Origin of the sequence: Levilactobacillus yiduensis, assembly GCF_024718525.1 — a bacterium.
GTDB classification, from domain to species: domain Bacteria; phylum Bacillota; class Bacilli; order Lactobacillales; family Lactobacillaceae; genus Levilactobacillus; species Levilactobacillus yiduensis.
The window spans coordinates 70,031-89,805 of record NZ_JAMXAZ010000006.1 but is presented as its reverse complement, the minus strand read 5'-3'; the positions used below and the strand labels follow the sequence as shown (position 1 = coordinate 89,805).

General features: G+C 52.3%; 17 protein-coding genes, 1 CRISPR repeat array and 1 other annotated feature. All 17 genes read left to right on the top strand.

Annotated features, from left to right (window positions below; all coding sequences use genetic code 11):
- The first annotated feature begins 265 nt into the window (after nucleotides 1–265).
- The 17 genes from NGM66_RS05175 (at nucleotide 266) to rny (ending at nucleotide 19,569) form a co-directional block, all read left to right on the top strand.
- Complete coding sequence (locus tag NGM66_RS05175; protein WP_208910090.1) at nucleotides 266–1,585, top strand: bifunctional folylpolyglutamate synthase/dihydrofolate synthase; 1,320 nt, start codon at nucleotides 266–268, stop codon at nucleotides 1,583–1,585.
- 44 nt (nucleotides 1,586–1,629) lie between these two features.
- The gene (locus tag NGM66_RS05170) at nucleotides 1,630–2,295 is read left to right on the top strand and encodes a JAB domain-containing protein (protein WP_208910088.1); all 666 of its coding nucleotides are present in this window, start codon (nucleotides 1,630–1,632) and stop codon (nucleotides 2,293–2,295) included.
- Between the two features lie 153 nt (nucleotides 2,296–2,448).
- A complete protein-coding gene (locus NGM66_RS05165; protein WP_125575288.1) occupies nucleotides 2,449–3,453 on the top strand; it encodes a rod shape-determining protein in 1,005 nt (334 codons plus the stop codon).
- Between the two features lie 84 nt (nucleotides 3,454–3,537).
- Nucleotides 3,538–4,389 (top strand): rod shape-determining protein MreC, encoded by an 852-nt coding sequence (mreC, locus tag NGM66_RS05160; RefSeq protein ID WP_208910086.1) that lies wholly within the window; start codon nucleotides 3,538–3,540, stop codon nucleotides 4,387–4,389.
- Between the two features lie 12 nt (nucleotides 4,390–4,401).
- Nucleotides 4,402–4,932: a rod shape-determining protein MreD gene (gene mreD / locus NGM66_RS05155; protein ID WP_208910084.1), complete on the top strand. Its 531-nt coding sequence runs from the start codon at nucleotides 4,402–4,404 to the stop codon at nucleotides 4,930–4,932.
- 18 nt (nucleotides 4,933–4,950) lie between these two features.
- Nucleotides 4,951–5,622 carry a septum site-determining protein MinC gene (locus tag NGM66_RS05150; RefSeq protein ID WP_208910082.1) on the top strand — a complete coding sequence of 224 codons (672 nt, stop codon included), beginning with the start codon at nucleotides 4,951–4,953 and terminating at the stop codon, nucleotides 5,620–5,622.
- A 2-nt stretch (nucleotides 5,623–5,624) separates the two neighbouring features.
- Nucleotides 5,625–6,431, top strand: coding sequence for a septum site-determining protein MinD (minD, locus tag NGM66_RS05145; RefSeq protein ID WP_208910080.1), 807 nt, complete (start codon nucleotides 5,625–5,627; stop codon nucleotides 6,429–6,431).
- A gap of 108 nt (nucleotides 6,432–6,539) precedes the next feature.
- Nucleotides 6,540–6,769: a binding site (T-box leader), on the top strand.
- 179 nt (nucleotides 6,770–6,948) lie between these two features.
- On the top strand, nucleotides 6,949–7,590 hold the full coding sequence (locus NGM66_RS05140) for an amino acid ABC transporter permease (protein ID WP_208910078.1): 642 nt from the start codon (nucleotides 6,949–6,951) through the stop codon (nucleotides 7,588–7,590).
- Nucleotides 7,591–7,608: 18 nt separating this feature from the next.
- Complete coding sequence (locus NGM66_RS05135) at nucleotides 7,609–8,244, top strand: amino acid ABC transporter ATP-binding protein (RefSeq protein ID WP_208910076.1); 636 nt, start codon at nucleotides 7,609–7,611, stop codon at nucleotides 8,242–8,244.
- 12 nt (nucleotides 8,245–8,256) lie between these two features.
- The gene (locus NGM66_RS05130; RefSeq protein ID WP_208910074.1) at nucleotides 8,257–9,105 is read left to right on the top strand and encodes an amino acid ABC transporter substrate-binding protein; all 849 of its coding nucleotides are present in this window, start codon (nucleotides 8,257–8,259) and stop codon (nucleotides 9,103–9,105) included.
- Between the two features lie 867 nt (nucleotides 9,106–9,972).
- Complete coding sequence (yfmF, locus tag NGM66_RS05125; protein ID WP_208910072.1) at nucleotides 9,973–11,253, top strand: EF-P 5-aminopentanol modification-associated protein YfmF; 1,281 nt, start codon at nucleotides 9,973–9,975, stop codon at nucleotides 11,251–11,253.
- Complete coding sequence (gene yfmH, locus NGM66_RS05120) at nucleotides 11,243–12,532, top strand: EF-P 5-aminopentanol modification-associated protein YfmH (RefSeq protein ID WP_258115418.1); 1,290 nt, start codon at nucleotides 11,243–11,245, stop codon at nucleotides 12,530–12,532. Before yfmF ends, yfmH begins: the two co-directional genes overlap by 11 nt.
- Nucleotides 12,533–12,644: 112 nt before the next feature.
- A complete protein-coding gene (locus tag NGM66_RS05115) occupies nucleotides 12,645–13,583 on the top strand; it encodes a helix-turn-helix domain-containing protein (protein WP_208910068.1) in 939 nt (312 codons plus the stop codon).
- Between the two features lie 69 nt (nucleotides 13,584–13,652).
- Nucleotides 13,653–14,240: a CDP-diacylglycerol--glycerol-3-phosphate 3-phosphatidyltransferase gene (pgsA, locus tag NGM66_RS05110; protein WP_208910066.1), complete on the top strand. Its 588-nt coding sequence runs from the start codon at nucleotides 13,653–13,655 to the stop codon at nucleotides 14,238–14,240.
- A 170-nt stretch (nucleotides 14,241–14,410) separates the two neighbouring features.
- Nucleotides 14,411–15,110: a CRISPR direct-repeat array (repeat unit 28 nt; unit sequence GTATTCCCCACAGGTGTGGGGGTGATCC).
- Nucleotides 15,111–15,320: 210 nt separating this feature from the next.
- Nucleotides 15,321–16,571 carry a competence/damage-inducible protein A gene (locus tag NGM66_RS05105; protein ID WP_208910064.1) on the top strand — a complete coding sequence of 417 codons (1,251 nt, stop codon included), beginning with the start codon at nucleotides 15,321–15,323 and terminating at the stop codon, nucleotides 16,569–16,571.
- Between the two features lie 90 nt (nucleotides 16,572–16,661).
- Entirely contained in the window at nucleotides 16,662–17,795 is a 1,134-nt protein-coding gene (recA, locus tag NGM66_RS05100; protein ID WP_208910063.1) for a recombinase RecA, read from the top strand.
- Between the two features lie 214 nt (nucleotides 17,796–18,009).
- Nucleotides 18,010–19,569 carry a ribonuclease Y gene (rny, locus tag NGM66_RS05095; protein WP_208910062.1) on the top strand — a complete coding sequence of 520 codons (1,560 nt, stop codon included), beginning with the start codon at nucleotides 18,010–18,012 and terminating at the stop codon, nucleotides 19,567–19,569.
- Nucleotides 19,570–19,775: the final 206 nt, after the last annotated feature.

Sequence of the window (19,775 nt, the reverse complement as noted above, 5' to 3'; positions counted from 1 at the left end):
ACGTTGTCAGTTAACAAGAGCACTGGGACTATCGTTGGCAACGACCAACCGTAGTCGAGAGTTCGTCAAATATGGGCTCAGCCGTGAGGTGGCGAGACCGCCCTTTGGCTCGCCCCGTCCGCCCACAGCGTCACGGCCCATATTTGACGAACGGTAAGGCGGCCAACTCCCACCAAAGTTGCTAAAATTCTCCGCCACAAAGCTAGGCAACAACAGGGGGAATCTGCTAAACTGGGAGGCAGTGACTATCCGGGAGGTTTTCAATTTGATCAAGACGTATGCCGAGGCATTACAGTTTATTCACGGGCGCGACCGGTTCAAGAAGAAACCGACGCTGACCCGCATGCGAGAGTTCATGGCCTTGCTGGGTAATCCCCAGGACCAACTCAAGATGATCCACGTGGCCGGGACCAATGGCAAGGGCTCCACAGTCGCCTTTTTGCGGGACCTGTTCATGGCGGAGGGCGAGACGGTGGGGACCTTTACCTCGCCATTTATTACCCGCTTTAATGAGCGTATCAGTACCAATGGCGAGCCCATCAGTGACGCTGATCTGTTGGCCGATGTCCAGCACATTGAACCCATCGTGGCCCAGTTGGACGCGCAATTGGGGCCAGAGGGGCCGACCGAGTTTGAAATCGATACGGCCTTGATGTTCTGCTACTTTGCGGCCCATCCGGTCGACGTGGTGATCGTTGAGGTCGGGCTGGGTGGCAAATATGATTCGACCAACATCATCACCCCCGCCGTGTCCGTCATTACCACGATTGGCATGGACCACATGAAGATTTTGGGCGACACGATTCCTAAGATCGCCACACAAAAGGCGGGCATCATCAAGCCCGGTGTACCGGTCGTTTGTGGCCGTTTGACCCCGGACGCCTTGGCGGTGATGGACCAGACGGCCGCGGCCAATGACACCCAGGTACGGGCGCTTGACCGGGACTTTCGGGTGACCAACCAACCCGGCAGTGAGTGGGGCGAGCGCTTTGGGTACGTCTGGGGCGACCACCGCTGGCGCCATTTACAGATCGATTTGTTAGGTCAATATCAAATCGACAACGCGGCGACTGCACTGACGGCGTATATCACGTATCATCAAGAACAGCACACGGCGGTCGACATCGCTGAGATTCGCCAAGGTCTGCAACACACCGCGTGGCCGGGGCGGTTTGAACGGTTAACGAACGAACCGCTGATTGCCATTGACGGCGCCCACAATGAGCCAGCCATGGTGGAAATGGCTCGCTTACTACGACAACATTTTTCTGGTCACGACATTTACATTATCCTGGCCGTACTGGCGGATAAGCAGTACACGCAGATGGTCAAGACGTTGATGACCGTGCCTCAGGTCCACCTGGTCGTGACGCAGTTCCAGGGGCCGGGTAAACGGGCGGCGGCCACGCCTAAGGAGCTGGAGGATGCTGTGGCGAGCCACAAGCGCATTACCATGGCACCGGACTGGCCAACCGCGCTGAAGACCGTGCTGGCTAGCATCTCAGCGGATGATCTGGTGCTGTTGACCGGGTCGTTATACTTTATTTCAGAAGTCCGGCAATATTTTAAAGATTCTGACAAATAAATCTGCCTTTTTTACGGAGTTAATCCGTAGAGGGGTGAAGTGAGATGCAACGACAAAAAATGACGATCCACAACGAACGCCAACTAGTGGGCCAGGTTCTCAAGAGTCTGGGGCTGCCGCATATCACGGAGAGTGAGCGGTTCTTTCAGTATTTCCACAGCGTGGCTAACCTGCGTTACGCCAGTCATCGGCAGTGCCGCGCCTACGTGGGTGGTCGGGCACAGCGCCGCAGCCTACTGACGGCCATTGATCTGGGACGTTGGGTCCAACAGGCGCCTCGGCCCATCTTGGGTGAGGTGACGGCTAGTAGCCAGTTAGGTCAGGCGCTGATGGATGACCTGCGCTATTTACAACAGGAGAGGGTTGAAGTCTTGGCCTTGGACGCCAAGCACCGGATCATTGCCCGTCAGACGGTTTTTCAGGGAACGTTAGATAGTTGTCCTGTCCATCCCCGCGAGATCTTTCAACTCGCCGTCATGAACGGGGCCGCGGCTATCGTGGTCGCCCACAATCATCCCAGCGGACTGCCGCAGCCATCGCCCAATGACCTTTCTTTCATGCGGCGTTTGGCCGATTGTGGCCGGTTGATGGGGATTCCGCTGTTGGACGGCTTTGTGGTGGGCATCCACAGTTATTTTAGCCTACGAGAAGCGGGCCAACTACCGGGCAACGGGGAAGAAAATGCGACAGAACCTTTAAAAACTGATTAAAATCCGTCTTTCCTATTTCTTTCTCGTTAAAAGTTCGGTATTCTTGACATTGACGACGTGTTCTCACGTAGATAGGTATGTTATAATACGTCTATCAATGTACAAAAATAAAAATCAATTAAAGTTTTGTTGACAATGAAGGGATGAAACACATTGTTCGGATTAGGAACGAAAAATATTGGGATCGATCTGGGTACCGCCAATACGATTGTCTACGTTGACGGGAAAGGTATCGTTCTTCGCGAACCTTCCGTTGTCGCCAAGAACACAAAGTCTGGGGAAATTGTGTCCGTTGGTGAAGACGCACGCGCAATGATTGGCCGGACCCCGGCTAGCATCGTTGCCATTCGGCCCATGAAAGACGGCGTGATTGCCGATTACGATACGACCGTTGCCATGATGAAGTACTTCATCGAAAAGACGGTAGGTAAGTCGAACGGTAAGCCTTACGTGATGGTTTGTGTGCCTAGCGGCGTAACGGAAGTTGAAAAGCGGGCCGTGATCGATGCGACCCGGGTAGCTGGTGCTCGTGACGCTTACGTGATCGAGGAACCATTCGCTGCGGCTATTGGTGCTGGTTTGCCCGTTATGGACCCAACCGGTAGCATGGTCGTTGACATGGGTGGTGGGACTACCGACGTTGCCACCATTTCCTTGGGTGGGATCGTTTCCAGTCGTTCTATTCGGGTTGCCGGTGACAAGCTGGACGACGCCATTGCGACGTACGTCCGCTCGAACTTCAACCTGTTGATTGGTGAACGGACCGCTGAAAAGCTGAAGATGGATATCGGGTCTGCTTCCGTTGAAGCGGCCGAAAAGATCGACGGCGCCACGATTCGTGGGCGTGATCTGGTCACTGGTTTGCCTAAGGCCGTGGAAGTTTCCGCTGTCGACGTGGCCAAAGCCATCCAAGAACCCGTTCAAGACGTCATTACGGCTATCAAAGAAACCCTGGAAGAAACGTCACCAGAAATCGCTGCCGATGTGATTGATCACGGTATCGTCTTGACTGGTGGGGGCGCATTGCTGCAGAACTTATCTGAAGTCATTGCGGACGCAACCAAGGTGCCGGTTTCCATTGCAAACGACCCGTTAGATTGTGTGGCCGCTGGTACTGGGGAGTCATTAAAGAGTATCGATGTCATGAAGAAAAAATAGGGACTAGCGGGAAGGCAGCTTCCCGCTTCTTTATTGTGACGGTATGGGCAAACTAAAACCATACCCACAAGATGGAGGTCAAACATGCAGAAATTTTCTCTCAATCGCCGACTGGTTATCATTATTGTCTGCGTGATTGTTAGCTTTGCTTTGATGACGGTGTCCGTGACCATGCGTAACAAGAAGTCAACGCCGCCCCTGGTTCAACAATTTGGTAACGACATTGTCGGCTTGGTTGACCGCGTCGTGGCGATTCCCACCAATGGGTTGAGTGGCTCTGTCAGTTCCATTTCGGAATTACTGAACACGTATCAGGAAAACCAACAGTTAAAGAAGCAAGTGAGTGAACTGGCTCAGACCAAGGTCCGGGACCAAACGCTTGCTAAAGAAAACAAGCAACTGAAAAAAGAAATGAAGTTGAACGCTTCGCTGACGGACTACACCGCCGTTTCTGCCGCCGTGATCACGCGGACGCCATCTTCATGGCAAAGCCAAGTGGTCATCAACAAGGGGGCCGCTGCGGGCGTTAAGAAGAACATGCCCGTCATGTCTGGTTCTGGCTTGATTGGGCGGGTCGCTGAAGTCAACAAGACCAATTCCAAGGTGGAACTGATCACCGACAACAATGATGCGTCCAACCGGTTTGCGGTTCAAATTACCACCAAGTCCGGCAAGACGGTCAACGGGGTCCTGAGTGGCTACAAGGCGACGACGGGGCAGATTACGATGGACAACATCACGACCAAGGCCAAGCTCGCCAAGGGTGACAAGGTCGTGACTAGTGGTCTGGGTGGCGTGACGCCAAAGGGCCTGTACGTCGGTACGGTGGCTAAGGCAACCGGATCAGACTACGGGTTGGCAACGAAGTTATACATCACCCCAGCCACGGATCTCAGTGCGCTGAACATCGTCACCGTTGCCGTCAGCAAGCAGTAGGGGGGACTAGTCGTGTATCGATTATCAAAGTTACGCTTCGGCTTTCCCGTCTTCTTGTTTCTGGCACTCTTTCTAGACGGATCGATTAGCCAAGTCTTTAGTGTCCAAATGTTTCGGTACCCAACCGCCATGGTCAGTCATCTGGTTGTCTTGTGGTTAGTGTGTGGTGTACTGTTTGAAGCCGACGATGGCACGTTTGACATGCCATTAGGCTGGTGGGCTGCGGTCGCGGGGGCCGTGTTTGATTTGTACTATACCGGAATCTTCGGGATAGCCGTCTTCATCTTCCCCCTCGTCGTTTACCTGACCCGCCGGCTAGCGAGCTGGATTCGGCCCAATTTTTTGAGCGGCCTGTTGATCTACTTTATCGACATTACCGTGGTGGAAGGTCTGGGCTACTTGGCTAGCCGAGCGATGCGGTTAAATACCGGAGCTGGTAGCGCGTTTTTAGTGAACACGCTGGGCCCGACCTTGGCATTTAATTTAGCGATGTTTGTGATTTTATATTTCCCAATCCGTTGGGTGTATAATTGGTTAAAATAGGTGAAGGGAACGAACGCTATGCAGGCTGCCGTATTACGCGGAACGCAAAACGGCTATGACTTGGTCCTCAAGCAATCAGCGAGTCTGGACCAAATCTTGGTTGATTTAAAAGCATTATTAGAAAATCTCAAGGTGGACCCCCAGGCTTTAGAGGCATCCAAGGTTTCACTGGATGTGCTAACTGAAGACCGGATCTTGACCGCGGAGGAAAAAAAACGCATCGAACAGATGGTGGCGCAGTATCCGCGCTTTGAGATCCATAAGATTGCCGCCAACGTGATGACGATTGCGGATGCAGTCCAGTTGCGTGAGCGGGAAAACGTTCACCTGTTAAGCAAAGTGATTCGTAACGGGCAGGAGGTCGTCATGAAGGGCGACGTCCTGTTCTTGGGGACGATTCACGAAGGTGGTAAGCTCCGGACGACGGGCAACATCTTTTCCATGGGGAATGTCGCTGGAATTCTGCAAGCGGGGTATCCCGATGACGAATCCAAGCTGATTATGGGAAATCTTCAGGCCGCCCAACAGGTGCACATTGCCGAGCAGTTTGACATCATTGAAGCGGACGCCTTGTCTGCATCACAACAAACGGTGGCCTACGTCAATGACCTGCACGTCTTGTCGTATGGCAAGTTGGGGCAATTAAAGAAGATCAATCCAAAGTTGTATAACCAGATTGGAGGAATTTAGAAATGGGAAAAGCAATTGTGATCACCTCCGGTAAGGGTGGGGTCGGTAAGACGACGACCAGCGCCAACATTGGGACCGCGTTAGCCTTGATGGGCAAACGGGTCTGCTTGATGGACCTGGACATTGGGTTGCGGAACCTAGACGTGGTGTTGGGGTTAGACAACCGCATCATTTATGATATCGTGGACGTGGCTGAAGGCCGGGCAAAATTGCCCCAAGCCTTGGTCAAGGATAAGCGGTTCGACGACAAATTGTACCTGTTGCCAGCGGCACAAAACACCGATAAGACGGCGTTAACGCCCGAACAGGTCAAGGAGATCGTTGACGAACTGAAGCCAGAATACGATTACGTCCTGATCGATTGCCCAGCCGGCATCGAACAAGGCTTCATCAACGCGGTCTCCGGTGCCGACGCGGCTATCGTCGTGACGACGCCAGAAATCTCCGCCGTACGCGATGCCGATCGGGTCGTGGGCCTGTTGGAACAACACCCACTGACCGAAGCCCCGCGGCTGTTGATCAACCGGATTCGGCGCAACATGATGCAAGATGGTTCTATGATGGACATCGACGAGATCACCCACCACCTGGGTATCGAATTGCTGGGCATTATCTTCGACGATGATGCCGTCATCACGACCTCCAACCAAGGAGAACCCGTGGTCATGCAAACGGACAATCCCGCTGGCCAAGGCTATCGTAACGTGGCCCGCCGCCTTGAGGGGGAGACTGTGCCCTTGATGAAGATCGAAGAACAAGAGGATACTGGTTTCTGGCATCGTGTCAGCAGCTGGTTCCATCGCGGTTAGAAATTTTAAAAAACGAGGTGTTAACTGGTGCGTGCACGAGTTGAACACCTTTTTTCATTTTCAAGACTTGACACGATCTCTGAAAAAAAGTAATATACTGTCAATGAATGAAAAACGTTGAACGGAAGAGTAGAGTTGTTCAGGTTCTCCAGAAAGCCCCGCGGATGGAAACGGGCGGACTGAACGATTCGAACCACATCTGTGAGTTGGTCGTCTGAAATGAGTAAGATGACTCGGGAAAAGCCCCGTTATCGCTGGAGTTGCTAGCAACTCGCTGAGGTTTTCGTAGTGATATGAAAACAAACATGAGGTGGAACCACGATGTGATCGTCCTCTTAGGTCTTTGGACCTAGGAGGGCGATTTTTTTGATCCCGCCGCAACAGCGAGACGCTAGGAACTCACTGAGTCGGCGTGGCGTGAGCGCGTCGAGAACATGAGGTGGCACAGCGTTGAGACGCCCTCTTGAGAAGACTTTTCTCGAGAGGGCTTTTTTTATTTGGCGAAGGAGGAATCATTATGAATTACGTGACGCAAATTTTACCATCATTACTTTCCGGGACGGGGATGACCTTATCCATCTTCTTCTGGACCATCATTATCGCAATTCCGTTGGGTATTCTGGTCGGGTTGGGGATGACGACGCGGTTCAAACCGCTGACCTGGATCATCAATATCTACGTGTGGCTGATGCGGGGGACGCCCTTGTTACTGCAATTAATTTTCGTTTTTTACGGGTTACCCATCATCGGCATCGTCTTCCAGCGTTACGATGCGGCGCTGTTTGCCTTTATTTTAAATTACACGGCCTACTTCGCTGAAATCTTCCGGGGTGGCCTGCAAGCTATTCCGGCGGGGCAATACGAAAGTGCCCGGGTCTTACGGCTGACCAACTGGCAGACGCTACGCAAGATCGTGATTCCCCAAGTGGTCAAGATCGTCTTGCCTTCCATCGGTAATGAAGTCATTAACCTGGTCAAGGATTCCTCATTGGTCTACGTCATCGGGTTAGGCGACCTGTTGCGGGCCGGCAACGTGGCCATGGCACGAGACGTGACGCTGGTACCCATGTTATTGGTCGGCGTGATCTACTTACTACTGACGGCCGTCTGCACGCTGGTCTTGAAGCGGCTCGAACGGCACTACAGTTTCTGGCGTTAAGGAAAGGATGGTCAACATATGTTAGAACTTAAAGGCATTACGAAAAAATTTGGTGGCAAAACCATCCTGGACGACGTCAACCTGACCGTTGAAGATGGCAAGATTTTGACGATCGTTGGGCCGTCTGGGGCCGGGAAAACAACGTTACTGCGGTGTATCAGTGGCTTGGCCAGCGTTGACAGCGGCCAATTTCTACTAGACGGCCAACCCTTTGATCCCGCCACGAACCGGGATAACGATGCGGTCATCGGCGTGGTCTTTCAGGATTATCAATTATTCCCGAACCTCACCGTCCGCCAGAACGTGACGTTGGCGCCGACCATGGTGCTCAAGCAATCCACGCAAGACGCCAATGCTGAAGCCGACCGGCTGCTGAAACAACTGGACTTGGGCGACAAAGCGGACTTGTTCCCCTACGAGTTATCCGGCGGGCAAAAGCAACGGGTCGCCATTGTCCGGGCACTTGCGATGCACCCCAAGTTACTGTGCTACGACGAACCCACGTCGGCCTTGGACCCAGACCTGCGTAAAGAAGTGGAACAAATCATTTTGAAACTACGTGACGAGGGCATCACCCAAATCGTGGTGACCCACGACATGCCATTCGCAGAGGCCATTGCGGACCAAATGCTACGTGTGGAACCCAAGAACTAGGGAGGTCATTTGATGAAAAAGTATTTACGATTCTGGGCCTTACTCGCCGTCATCGTTGGCCTGGGCGGCATCCTAGCGGGCTGCAACAACGTCACGCAACGGGCCAACCAAGATGACACCTGGTCCAGCGTTTTAAAGAAGAAAAAAGTGGTCGTGGGGCTGGACGACAGCTTCGTTCCCATGGGCTTTCGGCAAAAGAGTGGCCAACTGGTCGGGTACGACATCGACTTGGCCCGCGCCGTCTTCAAGCTGTACGGGGTCAAGGTCGATTTCCAATCCATTGACTGGAGCATGAACGTTACGGAGTTGCACAACGGCACGATCGATCTGATCTGGAACGGCTTTTCCATCACGCCACAACGGGAAAAGCAGGTGGCCTTCTCTGATACGTATCTGAATAATGACCAGGTCTTGGTCACGCTGAAGAAAAATCACATCAGTTCGTATCAGGACATGACAGGCAAGGTCTTGGGCGCTCAAACCGGGTCGTCGGGGGCCAACGATATTGAGACCCACCCCAAGCTGCTGAAGGACCGGATCAAAAACCACGAGGCAGTGACCTACGATTCCTTTACCAACGCGTTCATCGACCTGAACGTCGGCCGGATTCAAGGCCTACTGATCGACAGTACGTACGCCAATTACTACATCAAACACCAAGCGCATCCCGAAGATTACCGGGTAACGGTTGGCAGCTTCCCTAAGGAAAAGTTTGCGGTGGGGATGCGCAAGGGTGATGTCACCATGCGGCACAAGATCAACGCCGGCTTGAAGCGATTGGCTGCCAACGGAGCCTTGGAAAAGATCAATCAGAAATGGTTCGGCAGTAACGTGGATACGCCACTGTTGCCGAAGAAATAAGCGCTACCGACAGCTGGTGTGAGGCGACCGCCTACCGTCCGCCAAATATGGGTCGGAACGCGGTGGGCAGACGGGTCGAGCCACAGAGCGGTCTCGACACCTCGCCTTTGAGCCGGGGAACCGCATCTCAAAGACGCCAGTTACCTAACCAGCCCAAACCGCTGCTAAGGTAACTCCCACGGCTGAACCCATATTTGGCGGACTCACGGCTACGGGCGTGAGTCACCACCAATTAGTTAAGCTCTAGTGGTGGTTTGACCGCTGCCGCCACCAGGCAGGGGCTCCGGCAAGGTTGATGTTAGTCAGATTACAATTGTTATTTCAATGAATCATAGTGGCAATCCATTTGCTTTGAATGTGGATTGCCACTTTTTTGTAGGCAGCTGGAATTGAAATTTTTCTTAAGAAGCTAGTACAAGGGGTAATTAATTGCCGCCGAATTTCGTTAGTATTAGTAAGGGAATGGATGTCAGCTTGGAAGTAACCGGTTGGGAAGGTACAATCGTGCCAGAAATACAATGAGTGGTAAAACGTGGCGAGTTAGGTGATTGTTGCCAATATGCTACCACTGTAGCCGAGAGTGGCGCGAAATCTAGGTTCAGCCGGGGAATTTGCCAGCGTTCTTTGCTGGTAAATTGGTGACTTTGAGACGTGGTTTTCGGCTCAAAGCAAGTTCTGAGACCGGGCTTTGGCTCAGAACGTCCTCCCCCAGCGTTCCAACCTAGATTTCGCGCAACGGCAGGCAGCCAGCCAGCTCACACACGTTTCGGTAAAATCCGACAATTTCGGCGCGGTTGCTTGTATTTCTGGCGCGCTTCCCTTAAAATTAAACACCGATTAGTATTTTGCTAGAGGAGGCAATTGCGCGTGCATTTTCGCATACGAGACGGGGTAACGCTCGACCTGTTACCCACTAAACAATTTAAAACGATTGGCATTAAGGTGGACTTCGTTGCGCCACTGACGGCCACGGCGATTACCGCGCGGGCGCTGTTAGCGCAAGTCTTAGAGACCAGTACGGCAGCATATCCGACCCAAACGGCGCTGGCCCGGCAACTGTCACGTTTGTATGGTGCCAGCTTTGGCATCAGCGTGGTGAAGTTGGGGACCAAGCACGTGATTCGTTTAACGTGCTCGGTCGTTGACGAACAGTATTTGGATCAATTTGCCGATCAGACGCCGCTGTTTGAACAGGGGATGGCACTCTTGAAGGCCGTCTTGTTCGAACCGCTGTTGCCAAATGGGCAATTCGACCCGGCCACCTTTACCCAGCAACGCCAGAACCTCTTGACGGCAATTAAATCGTTAGATGATGATAAACAATACTTGGCGAACCGGCGGCTACAGGAATTGCTGTTCACCGGTCAGCCAGCCCAGGCCATGAGTGCCTTGGGTGATACCACGACCTTAGGTGAATTGACGGCGACCGATATTTTGGGTACCTACCATGAGATGTTGGCCAACGACGCAATTCATGTGGCCGTAGTCGGTGACGTGACGGCCGAACGGGTGCAAACTGCGCTCGAGTCTTGGCCGTTGACGGACCGACAGCTGGTCGATGATTCCCCGTACTATCGTTGGGACAAGCGCGCTGATGTGCAGGCCGGTGATGACGTGGCGCCAGTCGTGCAGGCCAAATTAAACTTGGCTTACCAACTGCCAATCTATCGCGATGACGCGGACTTCATGGCCGCCGTGGTCTTTAACGCGGCCTTTGGGGGTACGCCGTTGTCCCTGCTGTTTACCAACGTGCGGGAGAAGGCAAGTCTGGCCTACTACGCCAGCAGTAGCTACAATCCATTTACCGGGACGTTGGGCGTTCAAAGCGGGATTCAAGCGGAGAACCAGGACCGGGTCGTGGCCATTATTGGCGAACAACTGGCGGCCTTACAGCGCGGTGAGTTGTCCGCAGAACTGCTGGCCGAAGTCAAGGCCAGTCTGTTAAATGCGCGCTTGGCCGGACTGGATAGTCCCCAACGCAAATTGGTCAGTCTGCTCAACAGTGAACTGACGCATTTGACGGAACCACTCAAGACGTGGCGGGAAAAATTAGCGGCGGTATCTGTCGCCGACGTGCAACGGGTGGCCCAACAGGTCACGTTGCAGGCCACTTATTGCTTACACGGGGGTGCGCAACATGCTAACTAAACAAACGTATTCGCGGTTGGGCGAGACCGTCTTTCAAACGACCTTGGCCAACGGGTTGAAAGTGATTTTGGTTCCCAAAGCCGGTTTCCACAAGACTTTTGCCGTGATGACCACGAACTATGGGTCGACCGACAACGAATTTGTGCCGCGGGGGCAAAGCCAACCAGTGCGGTTCCCCGATGGAATTGCCCACTTCTTGGAACACAAGTTATTTGAAAAAGAGGACCACGACGCCTTTGACCTCTTTGGCCAATACGGCGCCAGTGCCAATGCCTTCACCAGCTTTACACAAACCAGCTACTTGTTTGCGACCACCAGCCACCTGCACGAGAACCTGGATATTCTCCTGGATTTCGTGCAGCAACCGTACTTCACGGCGGCCACGGTCAACAAGGAAAAGGGCATCATCGGCCAAGAAATTGAAATGTACGACGATGACCCCGGGTGGCAAAGCTACTTTGGCATGATTGGCCAATTGTATCCACGCGAGCCGCTGCACATCGACATCGCGGGGACGGTGGATTCCATTGATAAAATTACCGCAGACGACCTGTACGCGGCGTACAACACGTTCTACCACCCCAGCAATATGAATTTAATTGTTGTGGGACAGTTAGATCCCGAAGAAACGTTGGCGTGGATTACGGCCAACCAAGACGGCAAGACGTTCGGCCCTAACCAGCCCATTCAACGGGTGCCGGCCCCACAAACGCCCGCTGATGAGATCAAGCCGACTACCACGCGGCATTTGACCGTTAATCGGCCTAAGGTCAGCATTGGCCTGCGCGGGTACGATGAGGTGCCTGCGGGCAAGGCAGGTCTGACCTACAACGTCGCGGTGTCGCTGGCCTTTGACCTGTTGTTTAACGATACCAGTGACAACTACTTGCGGTTGTACGACGCCAACGTGATCGACGACAGCTTTGGTTACGACTTCCAGATTCAGCGCGGGGCGCATTTTGCCCAACTGGCCGGTGACACCGATCACCCAGAATCTTTTGTCAGTGAACTAACTGCCATCTTAACCGATGCGCCTGCACAATTGGTGGCAGCTAAAGCACAATTTGACCTGGTCAAACGTGAAGCAATTGGCCGGACGATTGGGGCCATCAACTCGGTCGAAGCCATCGCTAATCAGTACGACGGACCGCTATTTGGCGGGGCGACCATCTTTGATGAGCTGAAGGTTCTGGAGGGGATGACCTTCGCCGATGTTCAAGCGGCCATGGCGCAATTTCAGGCAGCCAGCCGGCAAACCGTCTATACGATTTTGCCGTAACGGAGGTTAAGAAACCGTTAAATCCTGAATTATGGGTGTTGTGGCTGAAAATGCGGCGATGCCTATGCTATACTGCTTATAGAGAAATTTTGAACAGGTGGAGAATTAAATCATGAGTGATAACAGCAAAATTACATTGGGAAAAACGCTGCGTGATGCGCGTATCGCGAAGGGCTTTACGCTGGACGACCTGCAACAGACGACGAAGATTCAAAAGCGTTATCTGATTGCCATTGAAGATCAAAACTTCGATGAGTTGCCCGGAGACTTTTACGTGCGGGCATTTATCAAGCAGTATGCCGACATGGTCGACTTGGACGGTGCGGAGCTGTTAAAGCAATTTGACAGTGCTTTGCCAAGTACACAGACGCAAGAATATGTTGATAAGGTAAATGAAAACAATCCGGAGACCCGTTCACAACAACGACAAGTCGATGAGCGTTATGTGAAATTACGCCGAACGATTCCCGTTATTGGGATCGTCATCGTCGTTTTGGTCATCTTGGTGGGTATCTGGGTCGCTGCGTCGCACAACGGCGGCGGTACCACGAAGGATAACGTCGACAGCAGTTCAGTCAGCGTTTCTGGTAGTAGCTCGAACAAGACCAAGAGTAGCAGTAGCAGCAGTAAGTCTTCCTCGAAGAAATCTTCTTCCAAGAAGGCCACTAAGACGCCTAGCTTCAAGCAATTGAGTTCGACGACTTCTGGATCAACTTGGGAAATGAAGAACGCTTCTTCTAAGCCGAAGATGAGCCTGTCAGCTACCGGGAGTGCTTGGATGTCCGTTACGGTCAGCGGCTCAACCGTTTGGCAAGGCACGTTGTCATCTTCAACGTCACATTCACTGACGATTCCAAGTTCAGCGACGAGTGTTACCCTGAAGTTTGGAAACGCCCCAGCTACCAAGGTGAAGGTTGACGGCAAGTCCTTCAACTTTACGTCCGCAACCAGCACGAGCAACGCCACGAGTTCCAGTTCAACGACTGGCACGACGACCAGCTCCAGCACGACGACTTCACAAGTACAAACTGTGACGTTGGAATTTAAGTAAGACTCAAGGCGGGTCGGTCCGTGGCGACCGGCGCGCCTTTTTAGTTAGAAATTTAAGGAGGAACTTTTCGTGAACCTACCAAATCGCTTAACCATTGTTCGCATTATCTTGATTCCCGTTTTCATCCTGTTGTTGGTCTTGCCACTGGATTGGGGACAAGTGACCTGGTTTGGCACCGCGATTCCCGTCGCTCAGGTCTGGGGGGCCGTTGTGTTCGCGGCCGCTTCCATCACCGACTTTTTGGACGGCCAAATCGCCCGGCGCAACCACTTGGTCACCAACTTCGGTAAATTTGCCGATCCGTTGGCTGACAAGATGATCGTCATGACGGCGTTCATCATCCTGGTGTCGATGGGCGCCGTGCCAGCTTGGGCGGTAGCTATCATCGTGTGCCGTGAGCTGGCGGTGACCGGGTTGCGATTAATCGTCGTGGAAACTGGTGGCAAGGTCTTAGCCGCCGCATGGCCAGGAAAAATCAAGACGACGACCCAAATGGTGGGCATCATCCTACTCTTGCTGAACAACATCGGCTTTGGCGCCATCAACGTACCAATGGCACTGATTTTCTTCTACATTTGCCTGTTCTTCACGATCTACTCAGGTATCGATTACTTCGTGCAAAATCGCCAAGTGTTTGCGGAATCTTCAGCTGAATAATTGCGAAAAATACGGTTATGTTTCGGGCTGCGGCAATTGTCGCGGCCCTTTGTGATAACTGAAGTAAATTGCGCATCGAAAGCAGATAGGGTATGCTGGTAAAAAAGCAAGTTAAACAAAATTCGGACTTTTGCGAAATTGGAATGCCGGTCTGACGGGATTTGTTTAGTGTATTCCCCACAGGTGTGGGGGTGATCCTGTATAGGTTCCATCAATGAAAAACTTGGTAGAGTATTCCCCACAGGTGTGGGGGTGATCCTTCCGTTTCATTCAAATAGTGAACGCTGCGAACGTATTCCCCACAGGTGTGGGGGTGATCCTCAAACGTGAGTCTAACGGCGATCCGAAAGCCGGTATTCCCCACAGGTGTGGGGGTGATCCCATGAGTAAGTCGACACTGTCAGCAATCCGCGAGTATTCCCCACAGGTGTGGGGGTGATCCTAATCGCCATTAGGTACGTTTTACCTTGCCCCCGTATTCCCCACAGGTGTGGGGGTGATCCCAAAGCTAGCTCAAATTCCAAGTCTTCCCGTGTGTATTCCCCACAGGTGTGGGGGTGATCCTGAAAATTTTTGGCATTGTTTCCACATCGCCAAGTATTCCCCACAGGTGTGGGGGTGATCCTGAACCAAAATGGCTTGAAGTAGAGGGTGTAGAGTATTCCCCACAGGTGTGGGGGTGATCCTGGTTCGGATATCTTACAGGTGTCCGGGCCTTTGTATTCCCCACAGGTGTGGGGGTGATCCCATCAAAGACTTCGCGACGAAAAAGAAGCTAGTGTATTCCCCACAGGTGTGGGGGGTGATCCTGTCATATGTTAAAGCCAATCGATAAAATGGCTGTATTCCCCACAGGTGTGGGGGTGATCCCAAAAAGTAGCAGCCAAACCGGCTGTTATTTTTTTACTGAAAAATGATGACTCTTGAGGGCAAAATTAGCGGAATTGGTCTCAGGTGTGGTACGATTTCAGTACAAGTGTTTTTCGCTAATTAACGACCGGTGAAAAATAAATTGAGAAAAATAAAAAAACACGGGAGTTTTTACGGAGTTAACTTTAAGTCACCTCAGGAGGGGTCAGCATGCAAGCGGAAATTATTGCGGTCGGAACGGAAATTTTATTGGGGCAAATCGTCGATACCAATTCGGCGTTCATTGCCCAGGAACTCGCGCAAGCGGGAATTGAAGTGTACTACCATTCATTGGTGGGCGACAATGCTGATCGACTGACTGCGGTGGTGAACCAGGCCCGTTCGCGCAGTGACCTGGTGATTATCAGCGGTGGCTTAGGACCGACCAAGGATGATTTGACCAAGCAGACCGTGGCCCAGCTATTGGGCGTCAAGCTAGTAGAAGATGCGCCAGCAATGGTTAAGATTCGCCAACACTTCTCTACAGCGGAGCGGCCCATGACGCCTAATAATCGGTTACAGGCACTTTACCCGCAAGGCAGCCAACCACTCAAGAATCGGACGGGAATGGCTGTAGGGGCCTTTTATCAGGATCCTGACGCGGCTGACATCATGTTATTGCCGGGGCCACCAAGCGAAGCGGAACCAATGTTTGCGGAGCAGGGGGTTCCGCTACTCAAGGCGACCTACCATCGAAGCGAATATTTGGACTCGCGAGTTCTGCGGTTCTTTGGAATTGGCGAAGGCAAATTGGTCACGGAATTGGCCGACCTGATCGATCAACAGACCAATCCGACGATTGCGCCGTACGCCAAGGTCAATGAGGTCACACTCAGATTGACGGCACGGGCGCATGAGCAGGCTACGGCAGAAAAATTGCTGGACAAAATGACGGCCACGATTCAAGAACGGGTGGGTGACTACCTGTACGGTTTCGGTGATGACAATAGTCTGGCGGCCGTGGTCGTGAACGAGATGATTGACCGGCACCTGACGATTACCGGGGCGGAAAGTCTGACAGCCGGGAAATTTCAAAGCACGTTGGGGGATGTCCCCGGCGTCTCCGCAATTTTCCCTGGTGGGTTCGTGACCTATGCCAATTCGGCCAAACATGACCTGTTGGGAATCCCCCAAGAGATCATTGACCGTGACGGGGTCGTGAGTGCCGCGACAGCGCAGCAAATGGCCGAACGGTCGCGGGCCTTGCTGGACACAGACTTCTCCTTGAGCTTCACGGGTGTCGCCGGTCCGGATAGTCTAGAGGGCCATCCGGCAGGCACCGTCTGGCTAGGCTTAGCGCAACGGGGGCACGAGCCTCGCGCCCGGCTAGTCCACTTGACGGGCACCCGTGCAGCAATTCGGGAGCGGTCGGTCATGACTGGTCTGGATTGGCTACGGCGGATTTTAAATGGGTCAAAATAAAGGGGAACTTTTGTTCTATTTTTACTTGCATTTTGCGAACAAAACCCGTATAGTGTTACTTGAATATTGATGTACCAAAGGAGGATTTGGATGGCTGACGAACGACAAGCGGCGTTGGACAAAGCGCTGAAGAAGATTGAAAAGGATTTTGGTAAAGGTTCGATTATGCGTCTGGGTGATAACAGTAATTTGGACGTGGAAACCGTACCATCTGGCTCGTTGGCCCTTGATGTGGCCTTGGGTGTCGGTGGCTACCCACGGGGTCGAATCGTAGAAATTTACGGTCCAGAATCATCTGGGAAGACGACTGTGGCGCTCCACGCGGTAGCAGAAGTGCAAAAGCGTGGCGGGACTGCTGCTTATATCGATGCTGAAAATGCCTTGGACCCAGCTTACGCGACGGCTTTGGGTGTTAACATCGACCAATTATTGCTTTCTCAACCAGACACTGGGGAACAAGGTCTGCAAATCGCGGACGCCTTGATCTCCAGTGGTGCCGTGGACATCGTGGTTGTCGACTCTGTCGCTGCCTTGGTTCCTCGTGCAGAAATCGAAGGGGAAATGGGTGACGCCCACGTTGGGCTGCAAGCCCGGTTGATGTCACAGGCGCTGCGGAAGCTGTCTGGGACCATCAACAAGACCAAGACGATTGCCCTGTTCATTAACCAGATTCGGGAAAAAGTTGGGGTTATGTTTGGGAACCCTGAAACCACACCTGGTGGTCGGGCCTTAAAGTTCTACGCCACTGTGCGTCTAGAAGTTCGGCGGGCTGAACAGATCAAGGACGGGACCGATGTTATCGGGAACCGGACGCGGATCAAGGTTGTGAAGAACAAGGTGGCGGCGCCATTCAAGCGGGCCGAAGTCGACATCATGTACGGTAAGGGGATTTCACAAACCGGTGAGTTGCTCGACATGGCCGTTGAAAAAGATATCGTTGATAAGAGTGGGTCCTGGTACTCTTACGGTGATGACCGAATTGGTCAAGGTCGTGAGAATGCCAAGGGGTACTTGGCGGACCATCCAGACGTGATGGCCGAAGTCAATCAACGGGTCCGGGCCGCCTATGGTGTTGGTGAAGGCGACGATGCCGCTGCCGATGGCAAGAAAGATGCTACCGATAAAGCTGGCAAAAAGACGGATGCCAAGACCGACGCCCCAAAGGGTAAGGCCAAACCTGAACAAAGCGAATTAATTCCGGACGGCAAGCCCGGTCATAAATAATGAAGAGCACTGACTGCCTCGGGTGGTTGGTGCTTTTTTGATGTCATCGTGATAAAAAAACGAATAAATCCGACCAGACCCACCAGTTTCCAGTGAGTTTAGTTGACAGCGTTCATGGCAACCATTAAAATTGAGTTTGTGTCAGTTATCAAATCAACATCTTAAAAAAGTCTGATTTTAAATTAGTCATTTTTGATGATGCGGAGGTGGAATCATGAGTGTTCCAATTATAATCCTCGCAATCATCGCTATCGTTGTTGGTGTTGTGGGCGGGTATTATTTGCGTAAATCTGTCCATGAAAAAAAGCTAGATGCGGCTAAGTACACTGCTGAAGGTGTGCTGGCTGAAGCTAAGAAGCAAGCTGAGACTGCGACCAAGGAATCGTTATTAGAGGCCAAGGAAGATAGTCATAAGTACCGTGCAGAGGTCGAAACCGAGCTGAAAGAACGTCGTGCCGAAGTTCAGAAGCAAGAAGACCGCTTGATTCAACGAGAAGAAACGTTAGACCGGAAAGACAATTCCTTAGAAAAACGTGAAAACTCCCTGAATCGTCGGGACAAGAAGCTGAGTGCTGAAGAGCAGAATTTAGCGAAGAAACAGCAACAAGCAGACTCACTGATTGAAAAACGCCAGGCTGCGGTGGAAGACGTAGCTGCTTTATCCCAGGAAGATGCACGGGACCTGATTATTTCTGAAGCCAAGACGGCTTTGGCGGGTGAACGTGCCAAAATGATTAAAGAAAGCGAAGAGACGGCTCGCAAGACGGCCCAGGCAAATGCCAAGGACCTGATTGTGTCCGCCATCCAACGCAGTGCCGCCGATATGGTCACCGAAACCACGATTTCCGTGGTCACGTTGCCAAACGACGACATGAAGGGCCGCATTATCGGTCGCGAAGGGCGGAATATTCGGACGTTAGAGACTTTGACCGGGATCGACCTGATCATTGATGATACGCCGGAAGCCGTCGTCTTGAGTGGCTTTGACCCGTTACGGCGGGAAGTCGCCAAGATTGCCTTAGAGAAATTGATTCAAGACGGCCGGATTCATCCAGCCCGAATTGAAGAAATGGTCGCCAAAGCCAAGAAAGAACTGGACGAGCATGTCCGGGAGCTTGGCGAGCAAGCAACCTTTGACCTCGGAATTCATTCCATGCATCCCGAATTGGTCAAGTTGGTTGGGCGCTTGAACTTCCGTATTTCTCATGGGCAAAACGCGTTGGCCCATTCAATCGAAGTTGCTAAGATCACTGGGGTCTTAGCGGCTGAACTAGGTGAGGATGTTACGTTAGCAAAGCGTGCAGGATTGTTACATGATATTGGCCGCGCTGCTGAGCATGAAGACGATAGTTCCTACATTACGACGGGAATGGACCTGGCTAAGAAATACCGGGAAAGTTCTGTCGTGGTCAACGCTATCGCTGCACAAGCAGATCAAACGGCTCCGCAATCCGTTATTGCGGAACTGGTGGGCACCGCTGATGTCATTTCAGCGACCCGACCAGGCGCACGCTCAGATTCTCTGGAGAGTTACATTCACCGGTTGGACAAACTGGAAACCATCGCCAATGCGTTTGACGGCGTTGATCACAGTTTTGCCATCCAGGCGGGACGAGAGGTTCGAGTTATTGTGCGGCCCGAGAAGATTTCCGACACGGATGCCGTTGTCTTGGCACGTGACATTAAGAAACAAATTGAAGGCGACTTGGATTATCCAGGTCACGTCAAAGTTTCCGTTATCCGGGAAGTCCGGTCAGTTGAATATGCGAAATAAGTCAGAGAAGCTAGGCCATTGTGGTCCTAGCTTTTTTACGTCTGATGGTATAAGCGTGGAGTCGGCTGTCTTTTGGGACACGATGCGACGATGTAAACTTGGCGAGACTGCCGCCAGTGAGTAGACGATTGGCATCCCGAAAACACTAATAGGTCTATTCAGCTATATTTACCAGATTCGCCGGAATATTAGTGACCTTGGCGGGT